Source organism: Candidatus Njordibacter sp. Uisw_056 (assembly GCF_047730085.1).
Classification (GTDB): domain Bacteria; phylum Pseudomonadota; class Gammaproteobacteria; order Pseudomonadales; family Balneatricaceae; genus Njordibacter.
This window is the reverse complement of the sequence record NZ_CP159830.1, coordinates 1,363,440-1,386,990: the sequence shown is the minus strand read 5'-3', so window position 1 is coordinate 1,386,990 and position 23,551 is coordinate 1,363,440. Positions and strand designations below refer to the sequence as shown.

Genomic DNA, 23,551 nt, shown 5'->3' with positions numbered 1-23,551 from the left:
GTCGGTTAAATTTTAGAGAAAATCAAAGTGCCGTTAGTGCCACCAAAACCAAATGAGTTAGACATTACTGAGACTATCTGCGCTTCTTGTGGCTGGTGTGCAACGTAGTTAAGGTCACACCCTGGTGAAGGGTTGTCCAAATTGATGGTGGGCGGTGCAACTTGATCTCGGATCGCCAAAACCGAGAAAATAGCTTCCACAGCGCCAGCGGCGCCTAGCAAATGGCCAATCATTGATTTAGTTGAGCTCATGCGCACATTTTCTGAAGCAGAACCTAAAACTAATTTAGCCGCATTAGACTCAGCAATATCTCCAGCTGGCGTAGACGTACCGTGGGCATTGATGTATTGAATGTCGTCACCATTCAAACCAGCATCTTTCATAGCATTACGCATTGATGCTGCGGCACCGCGGCCATCTTCTGGTGGGGAGGTCATGTGGTATGCATCACCACTCATGCCAAAGCCAGTAAGTTCAGCATAAATTCTAGCCCCACGAGCTTTAGCCAGTTCATATTCTTCCAGCACCATCACCCCAGCGCCATCACCCAAAACAAAACCATCACGGTCTGCATCCCAAGGACGACTTGCGGCTAAAGGGTTATCGTTGCGTGTTGACAGTGCACGAGCTGCACCAAAACCGCCTAAACCTAATGGCGTAGTAGCCATTTCGGCTCCACCACACACCATCACATCGGCGTCTCCATAAGCAATCATACGTGCTGAAGCACCTATATTGTGAGTGCCCGTAGTACACGCCGTAGTAATAGCTATATTGGGGCCACGTAGGCCATACATAATCGACAAATTGCCAGAGATCATATTGATGATGCTGCCGGGCACAAAGAACGGCGAAATGCGGCGAGGACCACTTTTATTAAGCGCATCATGACACTTTTCAATTAAAGGTAAACCACCAATTCCAGAACCAATCGCAACACCAATTCTGTCTGCATTTTCTTCTGTCACTTCTAAGTTTGCATCCTTAATAGCCTGAATGCCTGCAGCCATGCCATATTGGATAAACAAGTCCATTTTCTTGCCTTCTTTTGGTGGCAAGTAGTCGCTAAGGTCAAAGTCTTTTACACCCGCAGAGAAGTGCGTACCAAAACCTTCAGTATCAAAATGAGTAATATTTGCTACACCACTTTTTGAAGCGATTATATTGCTCCACGTTTCGTCCATGGTGTTTCCAACAGGAGTCAACATACCCATGCCAGTCACTACAACGCGTTTACGACTCATTTGAATCTCCTTTCAATGATAGCCTAGGTTAATTTCGCAACTAATGCTTCTATTATGGCATTTTTGAGCGATCAAACATCTGTTTTAAAAGCTATAGATGCAGAAAAGCCGCACCAAGTGGCGCGGCTTTTCTGACTTCAATTCGAAGTGCAAAAACTAAGCTAGCTTATTGGTTAGCATTAACGTAGTCGATTGCAGCTTGAACAGTGGTGATCTTCTCAGCTTCTTCATCTGGAATCTCTGTTTCGAATTCTTCTTCCAAAGCCATTACTAGCTCTACAGTGTCCAAAGAATCAGCGCCAAGGTCGTCAACGAAAGAAGCTGTGTTAGTGACTTCATCTGCTTTAACACCTAGTTGTTCAGCAACAATTTTTTTAACGCGATCTACAATACTCATAGTTTTTCCTAATGGGTTCTTATACGCCATCAACATTTAACAAATGTCAACGAATGTCCTAGAAAACAGTGGCCGGAGAATTCCGCTACATCTTTCTATTTTCTACTCAGTATAGAGTGGTGCTATTATCTACAAATCAGCCAAAAAAGCAACCTTAAAACAATAATATGTGCGACACAAGATGACTAAATAACGCTAAAAGCAAAACCGGGTGGTTTAGCTCATATACATACCACCATTGACGTGAATAGTTTCCCCAGTAATATACGCACCTGCATCACTGGCCAAAAAACCAACCAGCTGGGCAATGTCTTCTGGTGTACCTAGACGCTGTAATGGAATCTGCGTACGTAAGGCGTCTTTTTGCTCATCTCCTAACGCATCTGTCATATCCGTAGCGATAAAACCCGGGGCAATGGAGTTTACCGTTACATTACGTGATGCAACTTCGCGTGCCATAGCTCGGCTAAACCCTTCAACACCGGCTTTAGCAGCGGCATAATTTGCCTGCCCCATGTTACCCATGGACCCTACGACCGAACTAATGTTAATCACCCTGCCCCAGCGCGCTTTGGTCATACCACGCAAACACCCTTTGGACATCCGGAAAATCGAACTCATATTAGTATTAACCACATCATCCCATTCGTCATTTTTCATGCGCATTAATAAATTATCGCGAGTAATGCCTGCATTATTGACCAATATAGTGGGTGCACCGTAAGCTTCAACAATAGCTTTTAGCGCACTGGTTACTGATTCTGAATCCGATACGTTAAGCACCATGCCCATACCTGTATTACCTACTGCATTGAGTGCTGTAGAAATAGCATGAGCTCCTGCTTCAGACGTCGCTGTACCTATCACGACTGCACCTTGGGAGGCCAGTTGTAGCGCAATAGCTTTACCAATGCCACGTGTTGCGCCTGTAACCAATGCTATCTTGCCATCAATTGCCAACATAATTTAATCCGTCTTAGAGTTTTAGTGTGGCTGCAAGTGACGCAGCATCATTAATGGACGCAGATTGTAACGTCTTGTTAATACGTTTTGTTAAACCATTTAAAACTTTCCCTGGGCCGCATTCTACCACAAGGTCGACACCGCTCGCTGCAATAGACTCGACACACTGGGTCCACAGCACTGGTTGATGTAACTGAGCGACAAGATTGCTAATAATTGCCTCACTGGAGGAAGCTAATTTGGCATCTACGTTATGTACCACAGGTATCATGGGCAGGCTCATCTTTACCCCTGCAAGTATGGTGCGCAACTTTTCGGCTGCAGGCAACATTAGCGCACAGTGCGAGGGGACGCTTACCGGCAACGCTAAAGCGCGCTTAGCTCCTCCCGCTTTACAAGCAACCATGGCACGCTCTACTGCTAATTTAGAACCCGCAATTACTACTTGGCCTGGCGAATTATAATTTACAGGCGCCACAGTCTGCCCTTGCGCGCTAACTTCACAGGCTAAAGCAATAGCATCATTATCCAAGCCAATAATGGCAGCCATCGCACCCTCTCCTGAAGGAACTGCTGCCTGCATAAATTGGCCACGAGCTTCAACCAACCGAATAGCATCAGAGAAACCTAACGCTCCGGCACAAACTAACGCAGAATACTCTCCTAAACTATGACCAGCTAGCATAGTGGGTGTTCTGCCACCCTTCTCCAACCACAAACGCCACAAGGCAACGCTAGCGGAAAGTAACGCAGGCTGAGTAATATAGGTTTGGTTAAGCTGACCACTTTGATCATGTTGTACCAACTGCCATAGGTCATAACCTAACGCCTCGCTAGCTTGGGAAAAAGTCTCAACAACAACGTGATGATTAGCGCCTAACTCAGCTAACATGCCCACACTTTGGGACCCTTGCCCTGGGAAAACAAATGCAATATTAGCGCTCATTACGGTACCTTTTCTAAATTCAATATTATTTAAGTGTAAGCCTAACAGTCTTCCAGAAGGCGCTCTGTAACCTGCATTTCAACATAATCTTGGGTGGCCTCGATAGCATATTGCAACGCAGTGGCATTAGCATAACTGTGGGACTTAACAACTAGACCTTGTAAACCTAGTAAAAACGCACCATTTAAACGATCAGGGTCAAACTGCAGCTGCCAAGCTTGCATGATTTTGCCAATTTGAGTAGGCGTCAGATCACTGCTCGTTAAATTTTTTCTAAAGCTGTGAGCCAGCATATTGCTAACCCCTTCGCCTGATTTAATCAAAATATTGCCAGCATAGCCATCACAAACAACAACACTCGCCAAACCATCAAAGACTTCTTGTGGTTCTATGTAGCCTAGGTAGTTAAGTTTAGCATCTGATTCGAGCAGGTTATGAGCTGCTTGCACTTGGGCCTGTCCAGTGCCTGACTCAGTAGCAATGTTGAGTAGTTTTAAACTGACTTTAGGGTTTTGTTGCAAACTAGCTTCTAATGCCTGACCTAACTGACCAAATTGATACAATTGCTGGCCAGTGGAAGTAAGGTTAGCACCCATATCAAGCACTAAACACATGCCCTTGCGGGTCGGGATATGACTAGCAAATGCGGGTCTTTCATAACCCGGCAACATTCTTATTAAATGACGGCTGAGGGCCATAAGGGCTGCAGAACTTCCACAACTAACGCAACCATTAGCTTTACCTTGAGCTACTAGGGATAAAGAAATGTACATAGAAGAGTTTTGTTTTTGACGTAAAATTACCATCAAGTCGTCTGTTTTTTCCACAACTTGGGGAGCATCAATGAAGTATAGTCGCTGCAAGAGCGGCGCTTGTTTGTCAGTGACTGCAGCTATTAATGGTGCAAGTATGTCCTGAGGTCCGACCCAGAAAAGGCTCAAGCGAGGGTGGCGCTCGAGGCTAGCTAACGCCGCCTCGAGGCTGGTGCTGGGACCTGAGTCCCCACCCATAGCATCGACTGCTAGGGTGTAATACGACGACAAATTACTCGGCGTCTTGATTAACTACCTGACGGCCTTTGTAAAAACCATCAGCAGTTATATGATGACGACGATGCGTCTCACCCGTGGTGGCATCTACAGACAGAGTAGCTGTTTCTAATGCATCGTGTGAACGACGCTGCCCGCGCCTAGAACGGGTTACTTTGCTCTTTTGTACAGCCATGACTAAAAACTCCTAATTGGTAAACTAATCTTTTTGCAGTAAAGCCTGCAATCCCATAAAAGGATTTGGCTTTTCCTGCACGGTTTCTTTGTGACCATATTCAATTGCAACTTCGCAATCTGAATGATAAGCCACAATGGGTATATTCAAAATCATTTCGTGGTCAATAAGCTCACGCATATCAAGCTTCTTATCTTCCAATAACCAAGGGTCATATTCAGTCGGAAGTTTCTCAGCCTGCTCTTCGTTAAGCACTATAGCCACACTCATGTCGCCCATTATATCAATGCTAACGGCATCTAGACAACGCTGACAGCTAATTTGTACGTTTTTTATTTCGGCACTGCCCTTAATGATTGGGCGGTGAGCATTATCACGTGAAAAGTGCAGCTGCACACTCACTTGCCCTTGGTCCGATTGTAGGTAGCTACAAAAACCAGTTAACGTTGATAATTCAACGGCACCAGTAATGGTTTGCTGACCATCGCATAGCTTGCGCGGATCTAAAAAACGAGGTAATTCTGTTTCAAACATGGCGCGATATGATATTCATGTACCTTCCATATGTCAAAGAAAAAAGCCATTAAAAGTAAAATATATACACTTTTTAGGTGCGTTTTTTGTAATTAATGCTAAAAGTGTGGAAATATTACGTTTATCAAAGGTTTACTGGATTACCAAGGTTGGATTTAAGCCCCAGGTAATCGCAGTTTTAGTTTGTGCACCTAATTCGTCCATCACTGCTTCAAGAGGGGTTTTTTCGGGCGAATACCAAATCATATTAGCGCCACCAGCTTGATCTCTTGCCACAGTATGCAAACTACCTAACCCATCAATTAAACCTAACTCTAGTGCACGGGCGCCATTCCAAACGGCACCAGAGTACAAGTCTTCATGACGGATTAAGCGATCGCCTCTTCCCAGCTCTACTTGGGAGATAAACTGCTGATGAATTTGATCAAGCAAGCCCTGGAACATTTCTTTTTGTTGCGCTTTTTCTGGCAAAAACGGATCCAAAAAATCTTTATTGCCGCCAGCAGCATACGTTCGACGCTCTACACCCAATTTAGCAATCAACTGATCAAAACCAAAACCACTGCCAATAACACCAATTGAACCAACAGTACTGGCTTTGTCGGCATAAATATAATCTGCCGCAGCCGCAATGTAATATGCCCCTGAGGCACCCACATCTCCGATCACAGCGTAAAGGGTTTTTTCTGGGTGAGCCTGCTTTAAAAGCTGTAATTCATCGAACAATATACCCGCTTGCACGGGGCTGCCTCCAGGGCTATTAATATTAAGCACTACTGCCTTAGCATTTGGGGCAGCAAAGGCTTCCACTAAGGCCGGCAATAAACGCTCTGAACTGGCCTCACCACCCGCCATAATTGGGCCAAATACGTTCACCACTGCTACATGGTCTTGCGATAATGACAAGGTTTTAACGTCATCATCTGATAATACGATTGCGAGTATGCTAAACAGAAAAATAAAGCCTAAACTTTTAAAAAAGATACCCCAACGCCTCGACCTACGCTGCTCATCCTGAATACTAGTCACTAATTTACCAATCACTTGCCATTCTGGTTTGTTCGATTCTTCGTTCATTGACCCAGCCTGTGTAATATATCTTTCAATAACTATTTAATGGGCCCAAATGTTTGTTTTAAAAGCCCTCATGTTTGTATTTTTCTCTGTTATGCTAATGACCAAAGCCCACAGACAAACACATAAACCAAGACTCACTCAACGCCAGTGAAGTAAAGGAACTATATGCACACCATTGATGCCCTAATTTCGCCCCAGGGGAGCTTAGACATACTCACCCTAGAAGAGATCAACCAGCTACACAAATCAGCCTCTACTGGCTTACATGAGCTATTTAGGCAGTGCTGCCTTGCCATCCTAAACTGTGGCACAGAAGAAGATGACATAGAAGCATTACTGCAACGCAATAAGCAGTTCGACGTAGAGGTAGTGCCACAGACCCGTGGCGTGTTACTGCAGCTTAATAATGCTCCTATTAGCGCTTTTGTAGACGGCGAAATTATTTTAGGTATTAAGGAAAACCTTTATTCAGTGCTGCGTGACATTATTTATCTCAACAATAGTCTGCTCCATAACGATGAAAGTCACACTGGTACTCAGCTTACGGCGCTTGTATTTCAAATACTTCGCCACGCACAGGCCTTGGCGCCAAGGCGCAAACCTAACATTGTGGTTTGCTGGGGTGGGCACTCCATCAAAACTGTAGAGTACGACTATACTAAAAAAGTGGGTTACGATTTAGGGCTAAGAGGTTATGACATTTGCACAGGCTGTGGCCCAGGAGCAATGAAAGGCCCAATGAAAGGTGCCCATATAGCCCACGCTAAGCAACGCTGTCACGATTACCGCTATATCGGCATTACTGAACCTGGAATTATTGCAGCTGAGTCTCCTAACCCAATGGTGAATGAACTCATCATCATGCCTGATATTGAAAAACGGCTTGAAGCCTTTGTAAGACTTGGCCACGCCTTCATCGTGTTTCCTGGCGGCGTAGGCACAGCGGAAGAGATTTTGTATTTATTAGGCATTTTATTACACCCAAAAAACGATCAACTTACTGTACCCCTAATTTTTACAGGCCCAACCAGTGCAAAAGCATACTTTGAGCAAATTGACGCCTTTATTGGGGCCACACTTGGGGCAAAAGCACAGTCGAAATACCAGATCATTATTGAAGATCCAAGCGCTGTAGCTATCGCTATCAAGGCCCAAATGGAAGACGTAGTGGAACATAGGCAAAAAGTTGGTGACGCCTACCACTACAATTGGCAATTACACATCGAAGAGGATTTCCAACGTCCGTTTATTCCCACTCACACAAACATGGCAGATCTTAAGCTTGAATCCAGCTTGCCCACAGCAACACTTGCTAGCAATTTACGCAAAGCCATGAGTGGCATTGTAGCAGGCAATGTGAAAACATTTGGATTGGAACAAATACGCTTACATGGCCCGTACCAGCTTAAAGCAGAAGCTGAAATGCTTAATAAACTCGATGTATTATTGCAAAGTTTTGTCGCACAGGATCGCATGAAACTGCCTGGCAGCAAGGTTTACCAACCCTGCTACACAGTAAGTTAGGGCTAGACTAGGCTAAGCAATGGCCTGAGCACTTAACAAGGCTTTAAACTCAGGTTCTTTCATGGCCAGCCAGTCCTGTAAAACCTCATGAGTATGCTCTCCCAACATCGGTGGAGCTTGGTTATACTGTAATGGCGTTGCCGAAAGCTTAATAGGGTTAGCGACGCTTTCAACCCAACCCAGTTGGGTATGTTCAAGGGATATTTTCATTTCCCTCGCTTGAACTTGTGGGTTATCAAACACTTGGTCAATAGTGCAAATAGGCCCACAAGGAACACCCACTTTATTCAGTTCGGTTAACCACCATTGAGTATTTCGCTGCTTTAGCAAGCCAGACACTTCTGGCACCAGTGTATTTCGGTTAGCGACTCTAAGTGCATTACTTGCATATAGGGTACTAGTTGCCAACTCTTTTTTGCCAGCCACTTGGCAAAATCTTTGAAACTGGGCATTATTACCTACTGCCAAAATTAGATGTCCGTCACTGGTAGCAAAGGCCTGATAAGGAACAATATTAGGGTGTGCATTGCCAAGGCGCTGAGGGTTTTCATTGGTGGCTATGTAATTCATGGCTTGGTTTGCCAAGGCAGCCACCTGTACATCCAGCAAAGCTAAATCAATATGTTGGCCTTGCCCTGTGCGCAACTGGTGAATGAGGGCACCCTGGATGGCGTTAGAGGCATACAAACCGGTCATAACATCAGCCACTGCCACACCTACCTTCATTGGCTCACCATGTTCACTGCCAGTGACACTCATTAAACCGCCCATAGCTTGAATCATAAAGTCATACCCTGCACGATCTTTATAAGGTCCAGACTGACCAAAACCAGTAATAGAGCAATACACCAAACGTGGGTTAATGGCGTTTAACGTAATAAAGTCTAAGCCATATTTAGCTAACCCTCCTACTTTGAAGTTTTCAATCAACACATCAGCCTTAGCTGCCAATTGTTTTATTAGCAACTGACCCGCTGGCACAGAAATATCCACGCATAGCGAGCGCTTACCGCGATTTGCTGTTTGAAAATAAGCCGCTTCACGGGCTTCATTGGCTTCAAAACCCACAGCACACGGCATGTAAGGAGGCCCCCATGAGCGGGTATCATCCCCTGCCCCTGGACGCTCCACTTTAATCACATCAGCCCCCAGATCTGCCAACATTTGTCCAGCCCAAGGGCCAGCCAAAATACGACTAAGATCTAACACTTTAATGCCCTGCAAAGGCGTGGTGATGCTCATAGTTAAGGGCCTAGTAAAACGCTTGAATGCCAGTTTGAGCCCGGCCTAAAATCAACGCATGCACATCATGGGTGCCTTCATAAGTGTTGACCGCTTCTAGATTCATCACATGGCGAATAACACCAAACTCATCACTCACACCATTACCACCATGCATATCACGCGACTGTCGAGCAACGTCTAAAGACTTACCACAGTTGTTTCGCTTCATTAACGAAATAAGCTCAACAGGACAGTTATCATCGTCCATTAAACGACCCATCTGCAAGCAACCCTGCAAACCAATAGAAATTTCTGTTTGCATGTCAGCAAGCTTCTTTTGGATCAACTGGGTGGCTGCCAATGGTCGGCCAAACTGGGAGCGGTCTAAAGTATACTGACGGGCTGCATGCCAGCAGAATTCAGCAGCACCAAGTGAGCCCCAAGCAATGCCATATCGGGCTTTATTTAAGCAACCAAATGGTCCTGCAAGGCCTTTAATGGTGGGGAATAGGTTCTCTTGGGGCACAAATACATTATCCATGACTATTTCACCCGTCACAGAGGCTCGCAAAGAAAACTTGCCTTCAATCTTAGGCGTGGTTAAACCTTTCATACCACGCTCTAATATAAAGCCTCGAATGACACCCTCAAGCTTGGCCCAAACTACCATAACGTCTGCAATAGGCGAGTTGGTAATCCACATCTTGGCACCTGTAAGCAAATAACCACCATCTACAGCCACCGCACGTGTTGTCATACTGGCAGGGTCAGAGCCCGAATCGGGTTCAGTTAAACCAAAGCAACCCACCCACTCACCTGTAGAAAGCTTGGGTAAATATTTCATACGCTGCTCTTCAGTGCCGTAAGCATGAATAGGATGCATGACTAACGAAGACTGCACACTCATGGCCGAGCGATAACCGCTGTCTACGCGCTCTACCTCGCGGGCCACCAAGCCGTAGCTGACATAATTTACGCCAGCACAGCCATATTTCTCTGGAATAGTAGCACCTAGTAGGCCTAGCTCACCAAATTCAGTCATTATTTCGCGATCAAAAATCTCCTCTCGGTTGGCCTTTAGCACTCTACTTACAAGCCCATCTTGACAATACTCTCGCGCAGCATCACGAATCATGCGCTCTTCTGAGGTCAGTTGCTGTTCTAAAAAAAACGGATCTTGCCAAGAAAATTCGGTACGAGTTGCCATGATTAAGTCTCAAGTTTATTTATGTCAGTTAGTTTGTTCGCCATCCATAGTATGAATATATCGCCATTTAATAAAAATGTCGACATTTTTATTAAATGGCGAATAAACGCGAATTAATCGTATAGGCTATTTATCCACTAGAATTAGAACCTTAAACCACCGTCAAACTCTATCAACCTGCCGTTCATATAGTCATTTTCAATAATAAACATAACGGCGTCGGCTAGCTCTGTTCGGTCACCTAAGCGGCCTACGGGTATAACCTTTTCGATGCGTTCTAGGGCTTCTGGCTTCATAGAGTCGGTCATGTCTGTAGAGATGACCCCTGGAGCAATACCTACAGCCCGAATGCCGAACCTGTTAAGCTCTCCTGCCCACGTAGTGACAAGGGCAGCCACGCCTGCTTTGGTGGCGGCATAGTTGCTTTGGCCAATGTTACCTGCCTTTGCAATGCTGGAAATATTAACAATAACACCACCATTGCCCGCTTTTGCCATGGCGATAGCGCCTTCACGGCCACACAAAAAGGTGCCTGTAAGGTTGACGTCGATGACTGATTGCCACTGGCTAAGGCTCATCTTGCCCTGCACTTGGCCATCTTTAAACTTGATTAACATGCCGTCACGCAGCAGACCTGCGTTATTAACTAGCCCATCTAAGCGACCAAAATCGGCTAATACCTGCTCAAATAACATTTCTACTTCAGGCTCTTGAGTGATATTGCAGACATAACCCTTGCTTTGGGTGCCACAAGAAGCAGCGGCTAAGTCGACTGCGGCTTGGTCTAAGTCGACCAAAGCACAAATGCCGCCTTTGTGAGTAATCGCTTGAGCAATGGCCAAACCTAAGCCGCGTGCGCCACCAGTAATAACAAATACCTGACCTTCAACCTTCATGAATCAAACCTTTTTACTGGAATAGTGTTGATAAATACTCGAAAAATCTAACCTGCCGTGGCCTTCTGCACCATGGTCTTTAAAAAGCTCGGCTGCTTTTTGACCCATAGGCACTGCAGAGTCTGACGCTTGGGCTGCTGCTAGCGCTAGGCCTAAGTCTTTGTTCATTAGATCGACCATAAAACCGCCTTGATAGTCATTACTTGCTGGCGTGCCATCCATTACGCCAGGCACTGGGTTATAAATTTCTAAGGCCCAGTTGCGGCCTGAGCTTTTTACCATAATATCTGACAACACTTTGGCATCTAACCCATTTTCTACACCCATACGCAGCGCTTCTGAGGTGCCTGCCATCAACACACTTAATAACATGTTGTTACACATTTTGGCCACTTGTCCGGCACCTGCTGGGCCAGCATGGAAAATATTTTTGCCCATGGCATTGAGGATAGGCTCAGCTAGTGCAAAAGCCTCCACTTCACCACCTACAATAAAGCTTAAGGTGCCAGCTTTGGCACCTGCTGTGCCACCAGAAACGGGGGCATCTACAAATTTTATGCCTAAGTCATTGGCGCAAAGGCCTACACTACGGGAGGTTTGCGCATCTATGGTACTAGAGTCTATTACTAAGCATCCCTTAGCAAGCAGCGTTAAAAGGCCATTTTTTTCTTGTTCATTACCTAAATAAAGGCCTGCTACGTGCTTTCCTGCAGGCAACATACTGATCACTACCTGGGCATTTTCAACCGCGTTGGCTGCAGACCTTGCTGCCACACCACCAATGTTTACAAACTCGTCTAAAGCAGTTTTCACTAAATCAAAGGCAACAACATTATGCCCCGCTTTTAGCAAGTTTGCGGCCATTGGGCCACCCATGTTACCTAAGCCTATAAATGCTATGTTTGTCATAATTATTACCCTAATTCGCTAAAAATGGGCCTTAGCCACATTCTCTGTTACAAAAAATTTTGCTATCCAAGCTTCTGGCGTGTTTTCAACAGTGTCGTAACGCCAAGCAGGATTACGGTCTTTATCAATGAGTAACGCCCTTACCCCTTCTTTAAACTCACCTAAGCGTGTTGCGTTGACACCTACTATGTATTCATGCAGCAGTGCGTCTGCCACATTGGTAAAGTTTTCATTGAATGCACGATAAAACAGATGCAAGCTGGTGGGTGAACCGTTGGCCATCGTTTGCAGGGCTTTATCTAGCCATTTATCTTGGCCCTTAAGCCCCGCCAAGCTAGTGACAATGGCAGCAAGGTCGTTTTGGCTTAGGGCAGATATAATATTTTGCCTGTGGGCTGCTAGATTAGACGCTGGTGCATTTGCACTTGCATCAGCCTCAAGGGCTGCGATTATTAGTGTGAGATGGCTTAGCGTGTCTGCATTAGACTGCTTAGGTATTTGGGTTAGTGACTGTATTACCTGTGAGTAATGGTTATCATCTAACAAACCATCTAATAGTCCTAGCTCACGAGCGTCTGTGCTATTTAACATCGCGCCTGTTAGACCCAAAAATAGCCCTATATTATCTGGCACCTGTCGTAGAAAGTAACTGGCTCCCACGTCTGGAAATAAACCAATTGTAATTTCTGGCATCGCTAAACGGCTAGAATGGGTGCCAATGCGCAAAGCAGCGCCTTGCAAAAGGCCCATACCACCGCCGATCACATAGCCGCTTCCCCACACCAACAAAGGTGTAGATAGCTTGTGCAACATTAAATCCATTTCATATTCGTGGTTGAAGAAAATTTCCCCAACGTTTTGGCTGCCTTTGGCCATTTTATGATACAGCTGGCGTATATCGCCACCTGCACAAAATGCTTTGGTGCCAGCACCTCGCATAATGATGGCGATCACATTTTCATCAGCTTCCCATACAGGCACATGCAACAATAGTAGGTCTACCATGTCGCCGTTTAGGGCGTTAAGGGCTTCTGGCGTGTTAAGGGTCACCTCTACCACATGTTGCCCAGCATCTGTGGTGTGGGCTTTTATCAGCAATGGTCCCTGGTTTAATTCGGTGATCATTATGAGTTAGTCCATTGTGGTTTGCGTTTTTCTAAAAAGGCTTGAACCCCTTCTTTTTGATCGTTGGTGTCAAACAAGTTAATAAACTCATCCCGCTCATACCCCATGCCTGCAAACATAGGCTGTTTACGCGCGTTTTGAATTAAGCGTTTGCATGCTGCAATGCTGGTAGGGCTTTGCCTTTGCGACTTTTCCGCCCACTCCATCGCCTTAACTAAGCCTTGGCCTCGTTCGGCTACCGCCTCTACTAAGCCAATGTCTAGCGCTTGTTGTGCGGTGACTCGCTCGCCACAAAGAATCATGCGCTTGGCCCAGCCTTCACCTACTAGCCATGCTAGGTTTTGCGTGCCTCCGGCACACGGCAGCAGGCCTACAGCAGCTTCTGGTAAGGCCATTTGGGCTTGGCTTTCAGCGATGCGCAAGTCACAGGCTAGCGCCACTTCTAGGCCACCGCCCATGGCAAAGCCATTGATAGCTGCAATACTTAAGCCTCTAAATTGGCTTAGCACTTCAAAAGCGCGACCAAAGGCCGTAGACATGTCTGCTGCGGTTTGTTTGTCGCCATCGGCAAACAACTTAAGGTCTGCTCCTGCGCTGAAAAACTTGTCCCCTTCACCGGTGATGACTAGGCTGTAGATGTTTTTATCCACATTAAACGCTTGTATCAGTTCCGCCAAGGCGTCTAGGCTTACACGGGTCCATGTATTGGCTGGTGGGTTTGACATAGTAATGACAGCGACGTGCCCTTCAATAGTATGTGGTATTGATGTGTTCATGGTTGATTCCTAAATTGGGTCCACAGCTTACTTTTAGCAGGTTTATGAGCCAAGCAAGCAGTTATAAAATGGCCTGTGAATCTTTAAGCAATATGCGTCTGGCAATGATCACGCGCATTATCTCATTAGTACCTTCCAAAATGCGATGTACTCGACTGTCTCGCAAATAACGCTCCATAGGGTATTCTTTAATGTAACCACTGCCGCCAAAACACTGCAATGCTTCATCACACACCTGGTAGCCAATATCTGTGGCAAATCGTTTGGCCATAGCACAATAGGTGGTGGCGTCTGGGTGTTTATTATCTAGCTTAAAGGCGGCCAAACGCACCATTTGGCGCGCAGCTACTAACTCGGTATTCATGTCGGCAAGCTTAAACTGAATGCCCTGAAAAGCTGCAATAGGCTTACCAAACTGTTTTCTGTCATTCACGAAGGCCAGGGCCTCACTTAGGGCTTGTTGTGCCGTCCCAAGACCCACTGTAGCGATATTTATACGGCCGCCATCTAAACCTTTCATCGCGATTGTAAAGCCATCACCTTCTTTGCCTAGTAGGTTGGCTGCAGGCACACGCACTTGGTCAAAATTCACCATGCGCGTAGGCTGTGCGTTCCAGCCCATTTTATCTTCTGCGCGCCCAAAGCTAATGCCAGCACTGTCTGCATCTACAACAAACGCTGAAATACCCTTAGCACCAGATTCACCAGTGCGGGCCATCACTACTAATACTTCAGTTTCGCCAGCGCCAGAAATAAAGATTTTATTACCCGTAATGACATACTCATTGCCAGTTTTTACCGCTTTAGTCCTTAAGGAAGCTGCATCGGACCCTGCATTAGCTTCTGTAAGGCAATAAGATGCCAACCAACGGCCACTAGTAAGCATTTCACCATAGTGTGCCTTTGCAGTTTCGGTGGCGTTGGCTGATACCATCCACGTGGCCATGTTGTGGATAGTCAACATAGCTGTGGTAGTAGTGCAGCCCATGGCTAGTTGTTCGAAAATAAGTGATGAGTCTAATCGAGACAAGCCCAGCCCACCCACTTCTGGGTCGCTGTATAAGCCACAAAAACCCAGCTCTCCTGCTTGCTTGAGCGTGGCTTTAGGGAAAATAGCCTCTGCGTCCCACAAGGCTGCATGGGGTGCTAGCTCATTGGCAGAAAACTGTGCCGCTAGCTCTACGTAAGCAATTTGGTCATCGTTTAAGTCAAAATTCATGTCTATTCCTAGTTAACTATTTGCGCTTTAAAACAGCTCTACCGCCACAGCAGTGGCTTCACCACCACCGATACACAGTGCAGCAACACCTCGTTTGAGGCCTTTATTCTTAAGCGCAGTGATAAGGGTAAGAATAATGCGAGAGCCAGTAGAGCCAATAGGATGCCCTTGGGCGCACGCACCGCCATATACATTTACTTTACTCGCATCGATACCCAGCTCTTGGGTGGCAAGCATAGTAACCATGGCAAAAGCTTCATTAATCTCAAACAAGTCTATATCGCCTACTTGCCAATCTAGCGTGTTTAAAAGCCCTTTAATGGCTCCAATAGGCGCAATGGTAAACTCACCAGGCTCGCGGGCAAAGCTTTGCACACCAAGTATACGGGCCATAGGTGTTAGGTTGTTTTGATCCACTGCATTTGCACTAGCAAGTACAAGTGCAGATGCGCCATCAGAAATGGAGCTGGCGTTAGCAGCTGTGATTGTGCCATCTTTTTTAAAGGCTGCTCGCAGTTGTGGTATTTTGTCGATACGAGCCTGACCTGGCTGTTCATCGATGGTCACCCTAGTGGTGCCCTTTCGGCTGGTCATTACTACAGCTTCAATTTCGTCTTCTAGCACACCATCTGCTATTGCTGCGTTGGCCTTAGATAATGAGTTAATAGCAAAGTCATCCATTGCCTGGCGCGTTAAACCATATTCATCAGCAGTGGCTTGAGCAAAGCTGCCCATTAAGCCACCTTCATAGGCATCTTCAAGGCCATCTAAAAACATATGATCTAACATTTGTCCGTGGCCCATACGCAAACCTTGGCGCACCTTAGGTAATAAATAAGGCGCATTAGTCATGCTTTCCATGCCACCACATACCATAATGTCTACAGAGCCTGCTTTAATTGCATTAAAACCCATAATGGTGGCCTGCATGCCAGAGCCACACATTTTATTTACTGTAGTGGCGGGTGTGCTTTTGGGTAGCCCAGCACCTAGAGCCGCTTGGCGAGCTGGTGCTTGCCCTTGCCCTGCTGCCAATACACAGCCCATATATACTTCGCTCACTTGTTCTGGGGTTATGTTTGATCGTGTTAAAGCGCCTTTTATTGCTACTGCACCTAGCTGTGCCGCAGTTTGACTTGCAAGGCTGCCATCAAGGCCTCCCATTGGTGTGCGGCTGCCACCGAGGATATACACGTCTTGACTCATTTGAAGGCTCCAATAAAAGCAAATTAAACAGAATGAACATTTTGCTTGACCTTTACGTCAACGTCAACCAAAATATGCACTATAAATCATAACTAGGGCGCATTATCCATGTCAGCCACCACATACACAATTAGCGAATTGTCGAAAGAGTTTGTCATTACTACTCGCAGCATCCGTTTCTATGAAGACCAAGGTTTGCTGTCGCCTGCGCGTGAAGGCCAAAAACGCATTTACTCTGCCCACGACAGAACTTGGCTAAAGCTAATACTGCGTGGCAAGCGCCTAGGCCTCACCTTGGCTGAAATTAACCAAATATTAGATCTTTACGACTCGTCTTCCACAAATAATGACCAACAACTACTTGTTTTTATTGAAAAAATAAATATTAGAAAACTGGCATTACAACAACAAATGGAAGATATCAAAGCCCTACAAGATGAGCTAAATGCCGCACACCTGCGCTGCACTAACGCCCTTTCTAGCACTCAATCTCTGGAGACTCAAGCATGATAAGCACCTACACCAGCCTCAATTTTGACCTAGGCGAAACTAATGACATTTTGCGTGATCACGTCAATCAGTTTGCTGCTGATCAAATCGCACCTTTAGCTCAGGCTACAGATCAAAATAACGAGTTTCCTAACAAGCTGTGGAAAAAAATGGGCGACATGGGTTTGCTAGGTATCACCTGTGATGAGCATTATGGTGGCGCTGGCATGGGCTATTTGGCCCACACCATAGCCATGGAAGAAATTAGCCGAGCTTCAGCAAGTGTTGGTCTAAGCTACGGCGCACACTCTAACCTGTGTGTGAACCAAATTCACCGCCATGGTACAGACCAACAAAAATCTACATACTTGCCTAAGTTGATTAGTGGTGATCACATTGGCGCCCTTGCTATGAGCGAGCCAGGTGCTGGTTCAGACGTAGTGAGCATGCAACTTAGAGCAGATATAAAGGGCGATAAGTATGTGCTTAACGGCAACAAAATGTGGATTACCAATGGCCCCGACGCTAATACTTATGTGATCTATGCGAAAACAGATATGTCAGCTGGAGCTAAAGGTATTACTGCATTCATTGTAGAGCGAGACTATCCGGGCTTTAGCCGCTCACCAAAGTTAGACAAGCTCGGCATGCGCGGTTCTAACACCTGCGAATTAGTATTCATAGATTGTGAAGTGCCAGTCGCAAACATTTTGGGCCAGTTAAATGGTGGTGTGCGCGTGTTGATGAGTGGCCTAGATTATGAACGTGTTGTGCTTTCTGGCGGGCCATTAGGCATTATGCAGGCATGTATGGATTTGGTAGTGCCCTACGTGCATGACCGCAAGCAGTTTGGTCAGGCCATTGGTGAGTTTCAGCTAGTACAAGGCAAGCTAGCCGACATGTACACCCAAATGAACGCTGCTAAATCATACGTTTATAACGTGGCAAAATCGTGTGACCGTGGCGAAACCACGCGCAAAGACTCAGCTGGTGCCATTTTGTATGCTGCTGAGCTTGCCACAAAAATGTCTTTAGATGCTATCCAGCTTTTAGGTGGCACAGGCTACACTAACGAATGCCCTACTGGCAGGCTTCTGCGTGACGCCAAGCTTTATGAAATTGGTGCGGGTACGTCAGAGATTAGGCGTATGTTAATTGGCCGTGAATTGTTTAATGAGTCGCACTAACATGGCCACTTTATCCAGCAGTATTAATACCCAAAGTGAAGCGTTTAAGCTTAAGTCTGACGCTATGCAGGTGTTGGTAGATGATCTACAGCAGCAGGTGGCAAAGCTGCAACTAGGCGGCGGCGAAAGCTATCAGGCCAAGCATTTGAGCCGTGGCAAGATGCTACCGCGCCATCGTATAGATGCCCTACTAGACCAAGGCTCACCCTTTTTAGAAGTGGGCCAACTGGCTGCCCATCAAGTGTATGACATGGCGGTGCCTAGTGCAGGCATTATTTGTGGTGTGGGCTTAGTGAATGGCCGTCATTGTATGGTGATCGCTAATGATGCCACGGTAAAAGGTGGCACCTACTTTCCACTTACAGTGAAAAAGCACCTACGTGCACAAGACATCGCTTTGCAAAATAACCTGCCTTGTATTTATCTAGTAGACTCAGGCGGTGCAAACTTACCGCAACAAGATGAGGTATTTCCAGACAAACTCCATTTTGGACGCATCTTTTACAACCAAGCCACTATGTCTTCCCAAGGTATTCCACAGATCGCTGTAGTGATGGGGTCTTGCACTGCTGGTGGTGCTTATGTGCCTGCTATGGCAGATGAATCCATTATTGTGAAACAACAAGGCACCATATTTTTAGCGGGCCCACCTTTGGTAAAGGCCGCCACAGGTGAAGAAGTAAGTGCTGAAGAGCTAGGTGGTGCAGACACCCACTGCCGTGTATCAGGAGTGGCGGATCATTATGCGCAATCAGATGAACATGCATTATTGATCGCCCGCCAGTGTATTTCCAACTGCCCAAAGACTGCAGGCAATCCCTTGTTACGCAGGCCCAGTTCGCTACCTCGTTACTCAAGTGAGCAAATATATGGCGTGGTGGGCACAGACCTGCGCAAGCCTTTTGATGTGCGCGACGTAATCGCACGGGTGGTAGATGACTCTGCGTTTGATGAATTTAAAGCTTTATATGGCACTACTTTAGTGTGTGGATTTTCTCATATTGATGGCTATCCTGTAGGCATTGTCGCCAATAATGGGGTTTTATTCTCTGAGTCAGCTCAAAAAGGCGCTCACTTCATAGAGCTGTGCTGCCAGCGCCAAATTCCTTTAGTGTTTTTGCAAAACATTACAGGGTTTATGGTAGGTAAAAAATACGAAGCACAAGGGATCGCTAAACACGGTGCAAAAATGGTAATGGCTGTTGCTTGTGCAAAAGTACCCAAGTTCACAATAATTATTGGTGGTAGCTATGGTGCGGGTAACTATGGCATGTGTGGCCGTGCCTTTGAGCCCAACTTTTTGTGGATGTGGCCCAACAGTCGTATTTCTGTAATGGGGGGCGAGCAAGCTGCTGGCGTGCTAACTCAGGTTAAACGCGATCAGCTGGCTGCTCGTGGTGAAGCGTTTAGCGACGCTGATGAAAAATCTATGCGCGAGCCTGTGCTGCAACAATACGAGCACCAAGGGCATCCTTATTACGCCAGCGCACGTTTATGGGACGACGGCATCATCGATCCTAAAGACACACGCAGCGTACTTAGCGTCGCTTTGGCAACTGCCCTCAACAAACCTGCACAAGACACACGCTTTGGCGTGTTTCGTATGTAATTTGTACATCACTTAAGGCGCCTAACATGACATCTTCTTCAACATCTACACACCCTTTTGCGCATTGGTTAAGCTGCACGCTAAACCCTTCTGGCATTGCGACGCTTACCCTTAACCGGCCAGAAAAACACAACGCCTTTGATGACCAGCTGATACAGCTTTTTATTACCCAGCTGCAACGCTTGGCTTTAGACACTAACGTGCGTGGCCTTATTATAACCGGTGCTGGAAAAAGCTTTTCAGCGGGTGCAGACTTGGCTTGGATGCAACGCATAGCAGGTTATGACGAGGCAGCTAATATTGCAGATGCCCAACAATTAGCGTTATTAATGCAGCTGCTGAATGAGTTTCCAAAACCTACTCTGGCTGTTGTTAACGGGGCGGCATTTGGTGGCGCGGTAGGCCTTATCGCTTGTTGTGATAGTGTGATCAGCGCAGACCATGTTTCTTTTTGTTTAAGCGAAGTGCGCATTGGTCTTATCCCCGCAGTTATCAGCCCATATGTGATGAATAAGGTCGGCATATCTTGGGGCCGCCACCTCATGACTAGTGCTCAGGTATTCACGGCAGAACAAGCCTTGGCTATGGGTTTAGTGCATGAGGTGGTGGCAGCCAGGGAATTAGAAAAGACTAAAGATCAATGGATTGTTGGCACAATAGGCAATAGCCCAGAGGCAGTAGCACAGATTAAACAGTTGCTTAATCGCGTAAATAACCACTCCCCCATAACTAAACAATCCTTAGTATATACCACAGCGCTCACCACGAGTGCTATTTCTAAAATCCGTGTCAGTGCCAGTGGTCAAGCAGGTTTGAAGGCCTTCCTTACTAAAACTCTCGCCCCTTGGAAATAATAAATACTATGCTAAAAACTGTACTAATTGCCAACCGTGGGGAAATAGCCTGTCGTGTAATGCGCACAGCTAAGGCTATGGGTATGCGTACCATTGCCATTTATTCGGATGCAGACGCCAACGCTTTACATGTAAAAGAGGCAGACGAAGCGTGGAATATTGGCCCAGCCACCGCCGCCCAGAGCTACCTTAGAGCAGATAAAATATTAGCTGTTGCGCTTGCAAGTAAAGCTGACTGCATTCACCCAGGCTATGGTTTTTTATCTGAAAACGCAGACTTTGTAGCCGCATGCCAAGCTAAAAACATCATATTCATTGGCCCCGATGTGCCTGCCATAGAGCAAATGGGTAGTAAGAGCGCTGCCAAAATAATTATGACCGAAGCAGGCATTCCTCTGGTGCCTGGTTACCATGGCACAAGCCAAGATGATGCATTGTTGCAGTATGAAGCTGACCAAATAGGCTACCCTTTACTCATCAAGGCAGTTGCAGGCGGCGGCGGTAAAGGCATGCGTGTAGTGGATAGGCCTGAAGACTTTCTTACTCACCTAGCAGGAGCAAGGCGCGAGGGCTTAGCCAGCTTTGGCAACAGTGATGTGTTAATAGAAAAATACCTCATTGCCCCACGTCATGTTGAAGTGCAGGTTTTTTGTGATCGCCATGGCCATGGCGTTTACCTTGGCGACCGCGATTGCTCTGCCCAAAGGCGCCACCAAAAAGTGATCGAAGAAGCTCCTGCTCCTAGCTTATCGGACGATTTGCGTCAAAAAATGGGTACTACTGCGGTAGAAGCAGCCCAAGCAATAGACTATGTGGGCGCAGGCACTGTAGAGTTTTTGCTAGACAGTAATGGTGGCTATTATTTTATGGAAATGAATACTCGCTTGCAGGTAGAGCACCCTGTTACTGAAATGGTAACCGGTGTAGACCTAGTAGCTTGGCAGTTTAAAGTAGCAGCCGGGCAGCCTTTGCCTCTAACTCAAGAGCAAGTATGTTTGCAGGGTCATTCTTTTGAAGCGCGTATCTATGCAGAAGACCCGACCCAAGATTTTCAGCCATCTACTGGCCATATTGGGCATCTGCGCACACCTAAGCAAGATGCCACTATTCGTATTGACACAGGGGTGGGCCAAGATGATGAAATAAGCCCTTTTTATGACCCCATGATCGCCAAGCTCATTGTGTGGGCACCAAACCGTGAAGAGGCACTAGCCAAGCTAGACATCGCTTTGCAAGACTATCACCTAGAAGGCATTCACACTAACATCGACTTTTTGCGCCGTTTAGCCAAATTACAAGACTTTCAAGATGCAAAGTTGCACACTAACATTATAGATCAACACCAAGACTACCTCCTGTCACCTTCGTTACAAAATGAACAGGTAATCTTAGCCATGGCAGGCTTAGTATTGGGCACACAGGCCTATAAAACCTATGGAGACTGCGCAGGGCTTAGGCTGAACATGCCACGAATAAGCCTTGCATTACGGGCACAGTATTTAGGTAAAAACTGCGTAATTACCACTCACACTTTGGGTAAAGTAGGCCCACATTCATTAGTGTTAGATTATGCTGGCAGCTTACATAAAGCAGGGTTTTGCTTAATGGGTGACCAGTTAAGCTTGTTTACACCACAAGGTAAAGCTGTGGTGTCCCTTAAAATCCCTAAAATTGGTGATTTTTTAGATAACAATGACCATAATACAGGCCAGATTACAGCGCCTATGAATGGTTGCCTGATAGCCTGCTTAGTCACCCCTGGTATATCTGTAGTGGCTGGAGATGCCCTTATGGTAGTAGAGGCTATGAAGATGGAACATACCATTGTGGCGCCCTCAGATGGCGTTATTGGCGAAATCTATTTTAAAGTAGGCGATTTGGTCGATGCAGATGCCCAACTATTAGATTTACAAGAGTCATAAGACACACAATAAACAAAAAAGAAGAATAAATAACATGCCTTTAAATACGTATAGCCCATCAACCACGACAAGGTCTCTAGCAAAGCACGTGAAGGTAGTGGAAGTAGGCCCAAGAGACGGCCTGCAAAATGAATCTGGCCCAATGCTCCATGCTGCTGTAAAAGCGAATCTGATTGATCAGCTAGCTGCAGCTGGGCTTACACACATTGAAGCTGCTGCTTTTGTGCACCCTAAATGGGTGCCACAGATGGCTAATAGCGCTCAGGTGCTGCAACTCATCACACGTCATAAGCATGTTTCCTACAGTGCCCTTACACCCAACATGAAGGGCTTAGAGCGCGCGATAGAGGCTGGTGTAGATGAAGTGTCTGTGTTTGGCGCAGCCAGTGAAAGCTTCAGCCAACGCAACACCAATTGCTCTATCTCCCAAGCACTTGAGCGTTTTAAGCCTGTGGCTAAGGCGGCATTAGATGCTGGCTTAAAAGTGCGTGGCTATGTATCTGTGGTAGTAGACTGCCCCTATGAAGGCCCCGTTTCTTCCTCTATCGTAGCCGATGTGGCTGAGCAACTGATAGATATGGGCTGTTATGAAGTGTCTTTAGGCGATACGATCGGTACGGCCACACCAGGGCGGATGTTGGAGATGGTTAATGTGGTGAGCCAACATGTGCCTGTGAGGCAACTTGCAGGCCATTGCCACAATACCTATGGCCAAGCACTTGCCAATGTGCTGATGCTGCTAGAAGCAGGGGTCACGACATTTGATAGCTCAGTGGCAGGCCTGGGTGGCTGTCCGTATGCTAAAGGCGCTAGCGGCAACTTAGCCACAGAAGACTTAGCCTATATGCTGCACGGTTTAGGTATAAAAACGGGTATTCACCTTGATCGATTAGTGCGAGTTGGCCAAAACATTAGTGATCTATTGGGCCGCACCAACGGCTCAAACGCTGGTCAAGCATTGAACGCGCAAGCGTGTTAATTTTAATCTTGGTGCTGATGACTTAATTTGTATAAGTTGT

The 23,551-nt window shown here is 46.3% G+C and carries 23 protein-coding genes; 7 read left to right on the top strand and 16 right to left on the bottom strand.

What is annotated here, in order from left to right; translation table 11 throughout:
- Window positions 1-5: 5 nt before the first annotated feature.
- From fabF to ABXT60_RS06705, 8 genes are all read right to left on the bottom strand, one after another.
- On the bottom strand, window positions 6-1,244 hold the full coding sequence (gene fabF, locus ABXT60_RS06740) for a beta-ketoacyl-ACP synthase II (protein ID WP_443631967.1): 1,239 nt from the start codon (window positions 1,242-1,244) through the stop codon (window positions 6-8).
- 166 nt (window positions 1,245-1,410) lie between these two features.
- Complete coding sequence (gene acpP / locus ABXT60_RS06735) at window positions 1,411-1,641, bottom strand: acyl carrier protein (RefSeq protein WP_046483788.1); 231 nt, start codon at window positions 1,639-1,641, stop codon at window positions 1,411-1,413.
- 216 nt (window positions 1,642-1,857) lie between these two features.
- Window positions 1,858-2,601: a 3-oxoacyl-ACP reductase FabG gene (fabG, locus tag ABXT60_RS06730; RefSeq protein WP_443632079.1), complete on the bottom strand. Its 744-nt coding sequence runs from the start codon at window positions 2,599-2,601 to the stop codon at window positions 1,858-1,860.
- A 16-nt stretch (window positions 2,602-2,617) separates the two neighbouring features.
- A complete protein-coding gene (gene fabD, locus ABXT60_RS06725) occupies window positions 2,618-3,550 on the bottom strand; it encodes an ACP S-malonyltransferase (RefSeq protein ID WP_443631966.1) in 933 nt (310 codons plus the stop codon).
- A 41-nt stretch (window positions 3,551-3,591) separates the two neighbouring features.
- Window positions 3,592-4,593 carry a phosphate acyltransferase PlsX gene (gene plsX, locus ABXT60_RS06720; protein ID WP_443631965.1) on the bottom strand — a complete coding sequence of 334 codons (1,002 nt, stop codon included), beginning with the start codon at window positions 4,591-4,593 and terminating at the stop codon, window positions 3,592-3,594.
- Window position 4,594: 1 nt separating this feature from the next.
- Window positions 4,595-4,774 (bottom strand): 50S ribosomal protein L32, encoded by a 180-nt coding sequence (gene rpmF / locus ABXT60_RS06715; protein ID WP_443631964.1) that lies wholly within the window; start codon window positions 4,772-4,774, stop codon window positions 4,595-4,597.
- Between the two features lie 24 nt (window positions 4,775-4,798).
- Entirely contained in the window at window positions 4,799-5,308 is a 510-nt protein-coding gene (locus ABXT60_RS06710; protein WP_443631963.1) for a YceD family protein, read from the bottom strand.
- 132 nt (window positions 5,309-5,440) lie between these two features.
- A complete protein-coding gene (locus ABXT60_RS06705; RefSeq protein ID WP_443631962.1) occupies window positions 5,441-6,385 on the bottom strand; it encodes a S49 family peptidase in 945 nt (314 codons plus the stop codon).
- Between the two features lie 165 nt (window positions 6,386-6,550).
- Here ABXT60_RS06705 and ppnN point away from each other — a divergent pair, with 165 nt between their 5' ends.
- Entirely contained in the window at window positions 6,551-7,909 is a 1,359-nt protein-coding gene (gene ppnN / locus ABXT60_RS06700) for a nucleotide 5'-monophosphate nucleosidase PpnN (protein WP_443631961.1), read from the top strand.
- Between the two features lie 12 nt (window positions 7,910-7,921).
- On the opposite strand, the gene ABXT60_RS06695 is transcribed toward ppnN, so the two are convergent.
- From ABXT60_RS06695 to ABXT60_RS06660, 8 genes are all read right to left on the bottom strand, one after another.
- Entirely contained in the window at window positions 7,922-9,151 is a 1,230-nt protein-coding gene (locus ABXT60_RS06695; RefSeq protein ID WP_443631960.1) for a CaiB/BaiF CoA transferase family protein, read from the bottom strand.
- Between the two features lie 10 nt (window positions 9,152-9,161).
- Window positions 9,162-10,340 carry an acyl-CoA dehydrogenase gene (locus ABXT60_RS06690; RefSeq protein ID WP_443631959.1) on the bottom strand — a complete coding sequence of 393 codons (1,179 nt, stop codon included), beginning with the start codon at window positions 10,338-10,340 and terminating at the stop codon, window positions 9,162-9,164.
- A gap of 143 nt (window positions 10,341-10,483) precedes the next feature.
- Window positions 10,484-11,236 carry an SDR family oxidoreductase gene (locus tag ABXT60_RS06685; protein WP_443631958.1) on the bottom strand — a complete coding sequence of 251 codons (753 nt, stop codon included), beginning with the start codon at window positions 11,234-11,236 and terminating at the stop codon, window positions 10,484-10,486.
- A 3-nt stretch (window positions 11,237-11,239) separates the two neighbouring features.
- Window positions 11,240-12,145, bottom strand: coding sequence for a 3-hydroxyisobutyrate dehydrogenase (gene mmsB / locus ABXT60_RS06680; protein ID WP_443631957.1), 906 nt, complete (start codon window positions 12,143-12,145; stop codon window positions 11,240-11,242).
- A gap of 18 nt (window positions 12,146-12,163) precedes the next feature.
- Window positions 12,164-13,270, bottom strand: a complete 1,107-nt coding sequence (locus ABXT60_RS06675; RefSeq protein ID WP_443631956.1) for an enoyl-CoA hydratase/isomerase family protein — start codon at window positions 13,268-13,270, stop codon at window positions 12,164-12,166.
- Complete coding sequence (locus tag ABXT60_RS06670; protein ID WP_443631955.1) at window positions 13,270-14,046, bottom strand: enoyl-CoA hydratase; 777 nt, start codon at window positions 14,044-14,046, stop codon at window positions 13,270-13,272. The genes ABXT60_RS06675 and ABXT60_RS06670 overlap by 1 nt, the downstream gene beginning before the upstream one ends.
- A gap of 61 nt (window positions 14,047-14,107) precedes the next feature.
- A complete protein-coding gene (locus tag ABXT60_RS06665) occupies window positions 14,108-15,265 on the bottom strand; it encodes an acyl-CoA dehydrogenase family protein (protein WP_443631954.1) in 1,158 nt (385 codons plus the stop codon).
- Between the two features lie 27 nt (window positions 15,266-15,292).
- Window positions 15,293-16,471, bottom strand: coding sequence for a thiolase family protein (locus ABXT60_RS06660; RefSeq protein WP_443631953.1), 1,179 nt, complete (start codon window positions 16,469-16,471; stop codon window positions 15,293-15,295).
- Window positions 16,472-16,579: 108 nt separating this feature from the next.
- Between ABXT60_RS06660 and ABXT60_RS06655 the strand changes: the two genes are divergently transcribed.
- From ABXT60_RS06655 to ABXT60_RS06630, 6 genes are read left to right on the top strand one after another with little or no spacing between them, the layout of a single operon-like run.
- A complete protein-coding gene (locus ABXT60_RS06655) occupies window positions 16,580-16,981 on the top strand; it encodes a MerR family transcriptional regulator (RefSeq protein WP_443631952.1) in 402 nt (133 codons plus the stop codon).
- Window positions 16,978-18,147, top strand: a complete 1,170-nt coding sequence (locus tag ABXT60_RS06650; RefSeq protein ID WP_443631951.1) for an isovaleryl-CoA dehydrogenase — start codon at window positions 16,978-16,980, stop codon at window positions 18,145-18,147. The genes ABXT60_RS06655 and ABXT60_RS06650 overlap by 4 nt, the downstream gene beginning before the upstream one ends.
- A 1-nt stretch (window position 18,148) precedes the next feature.
- Entirely contained in the window at window positions 18,149-19,756 is a 1,608-nt protein-coding gene (locus tag ABXT60_RS06645; RefSeq protein ID WP_443632078.1) for a carboxyl transferase domain-containing protein, read from the top strand.
- Between the two features lie 26 nt (window positions 19,757-19,782).
- The gene (locus tag ABXT60_RS06640; protein ID WP_443631950.1) at window positions 19,783-20,610 is read left to right on the top strand and encodes an enoyl-CoA hydratase-related protein; all 828 of its coding nucleotides are present in this window, start codon (window positions 19,783-19,785) and stop codon (window positions 20,608-20,610) included.
- Window positions 20,611-20,618: 8 nt separating this feature from the next.
- On the top strand, window positions 20,619-22,532 hold the full coding sequence (locus ABXT60_RS06635) for an acetyl/propionyl/methylcrotonyl-CoA carboxylase subunit alpha (RefSeq protein WP_443631949.1): 1,914 nt from the start codon (window positions 20,619-20,621) through the stop codon (window positions 22,530-22,532).
- Between the two features lie 34 nt (window positions 22,533-22,566).
- The gene (locus tag ABXT60_RS06630; RefSeq protein ID WP_443631948.1) at window positions 22,567-23,511 is read left to right on the top strand and encodes a hydroxymethylglutaryl-CoA lyase; all 945 of its coding nucleotides are present in this window, start codon (window positions 22,567-22,569) and stop codon (window positions 23,509-23,511) included.
- Window positions 23,512-23,551 lie beyond the last annotated feature (40 nt).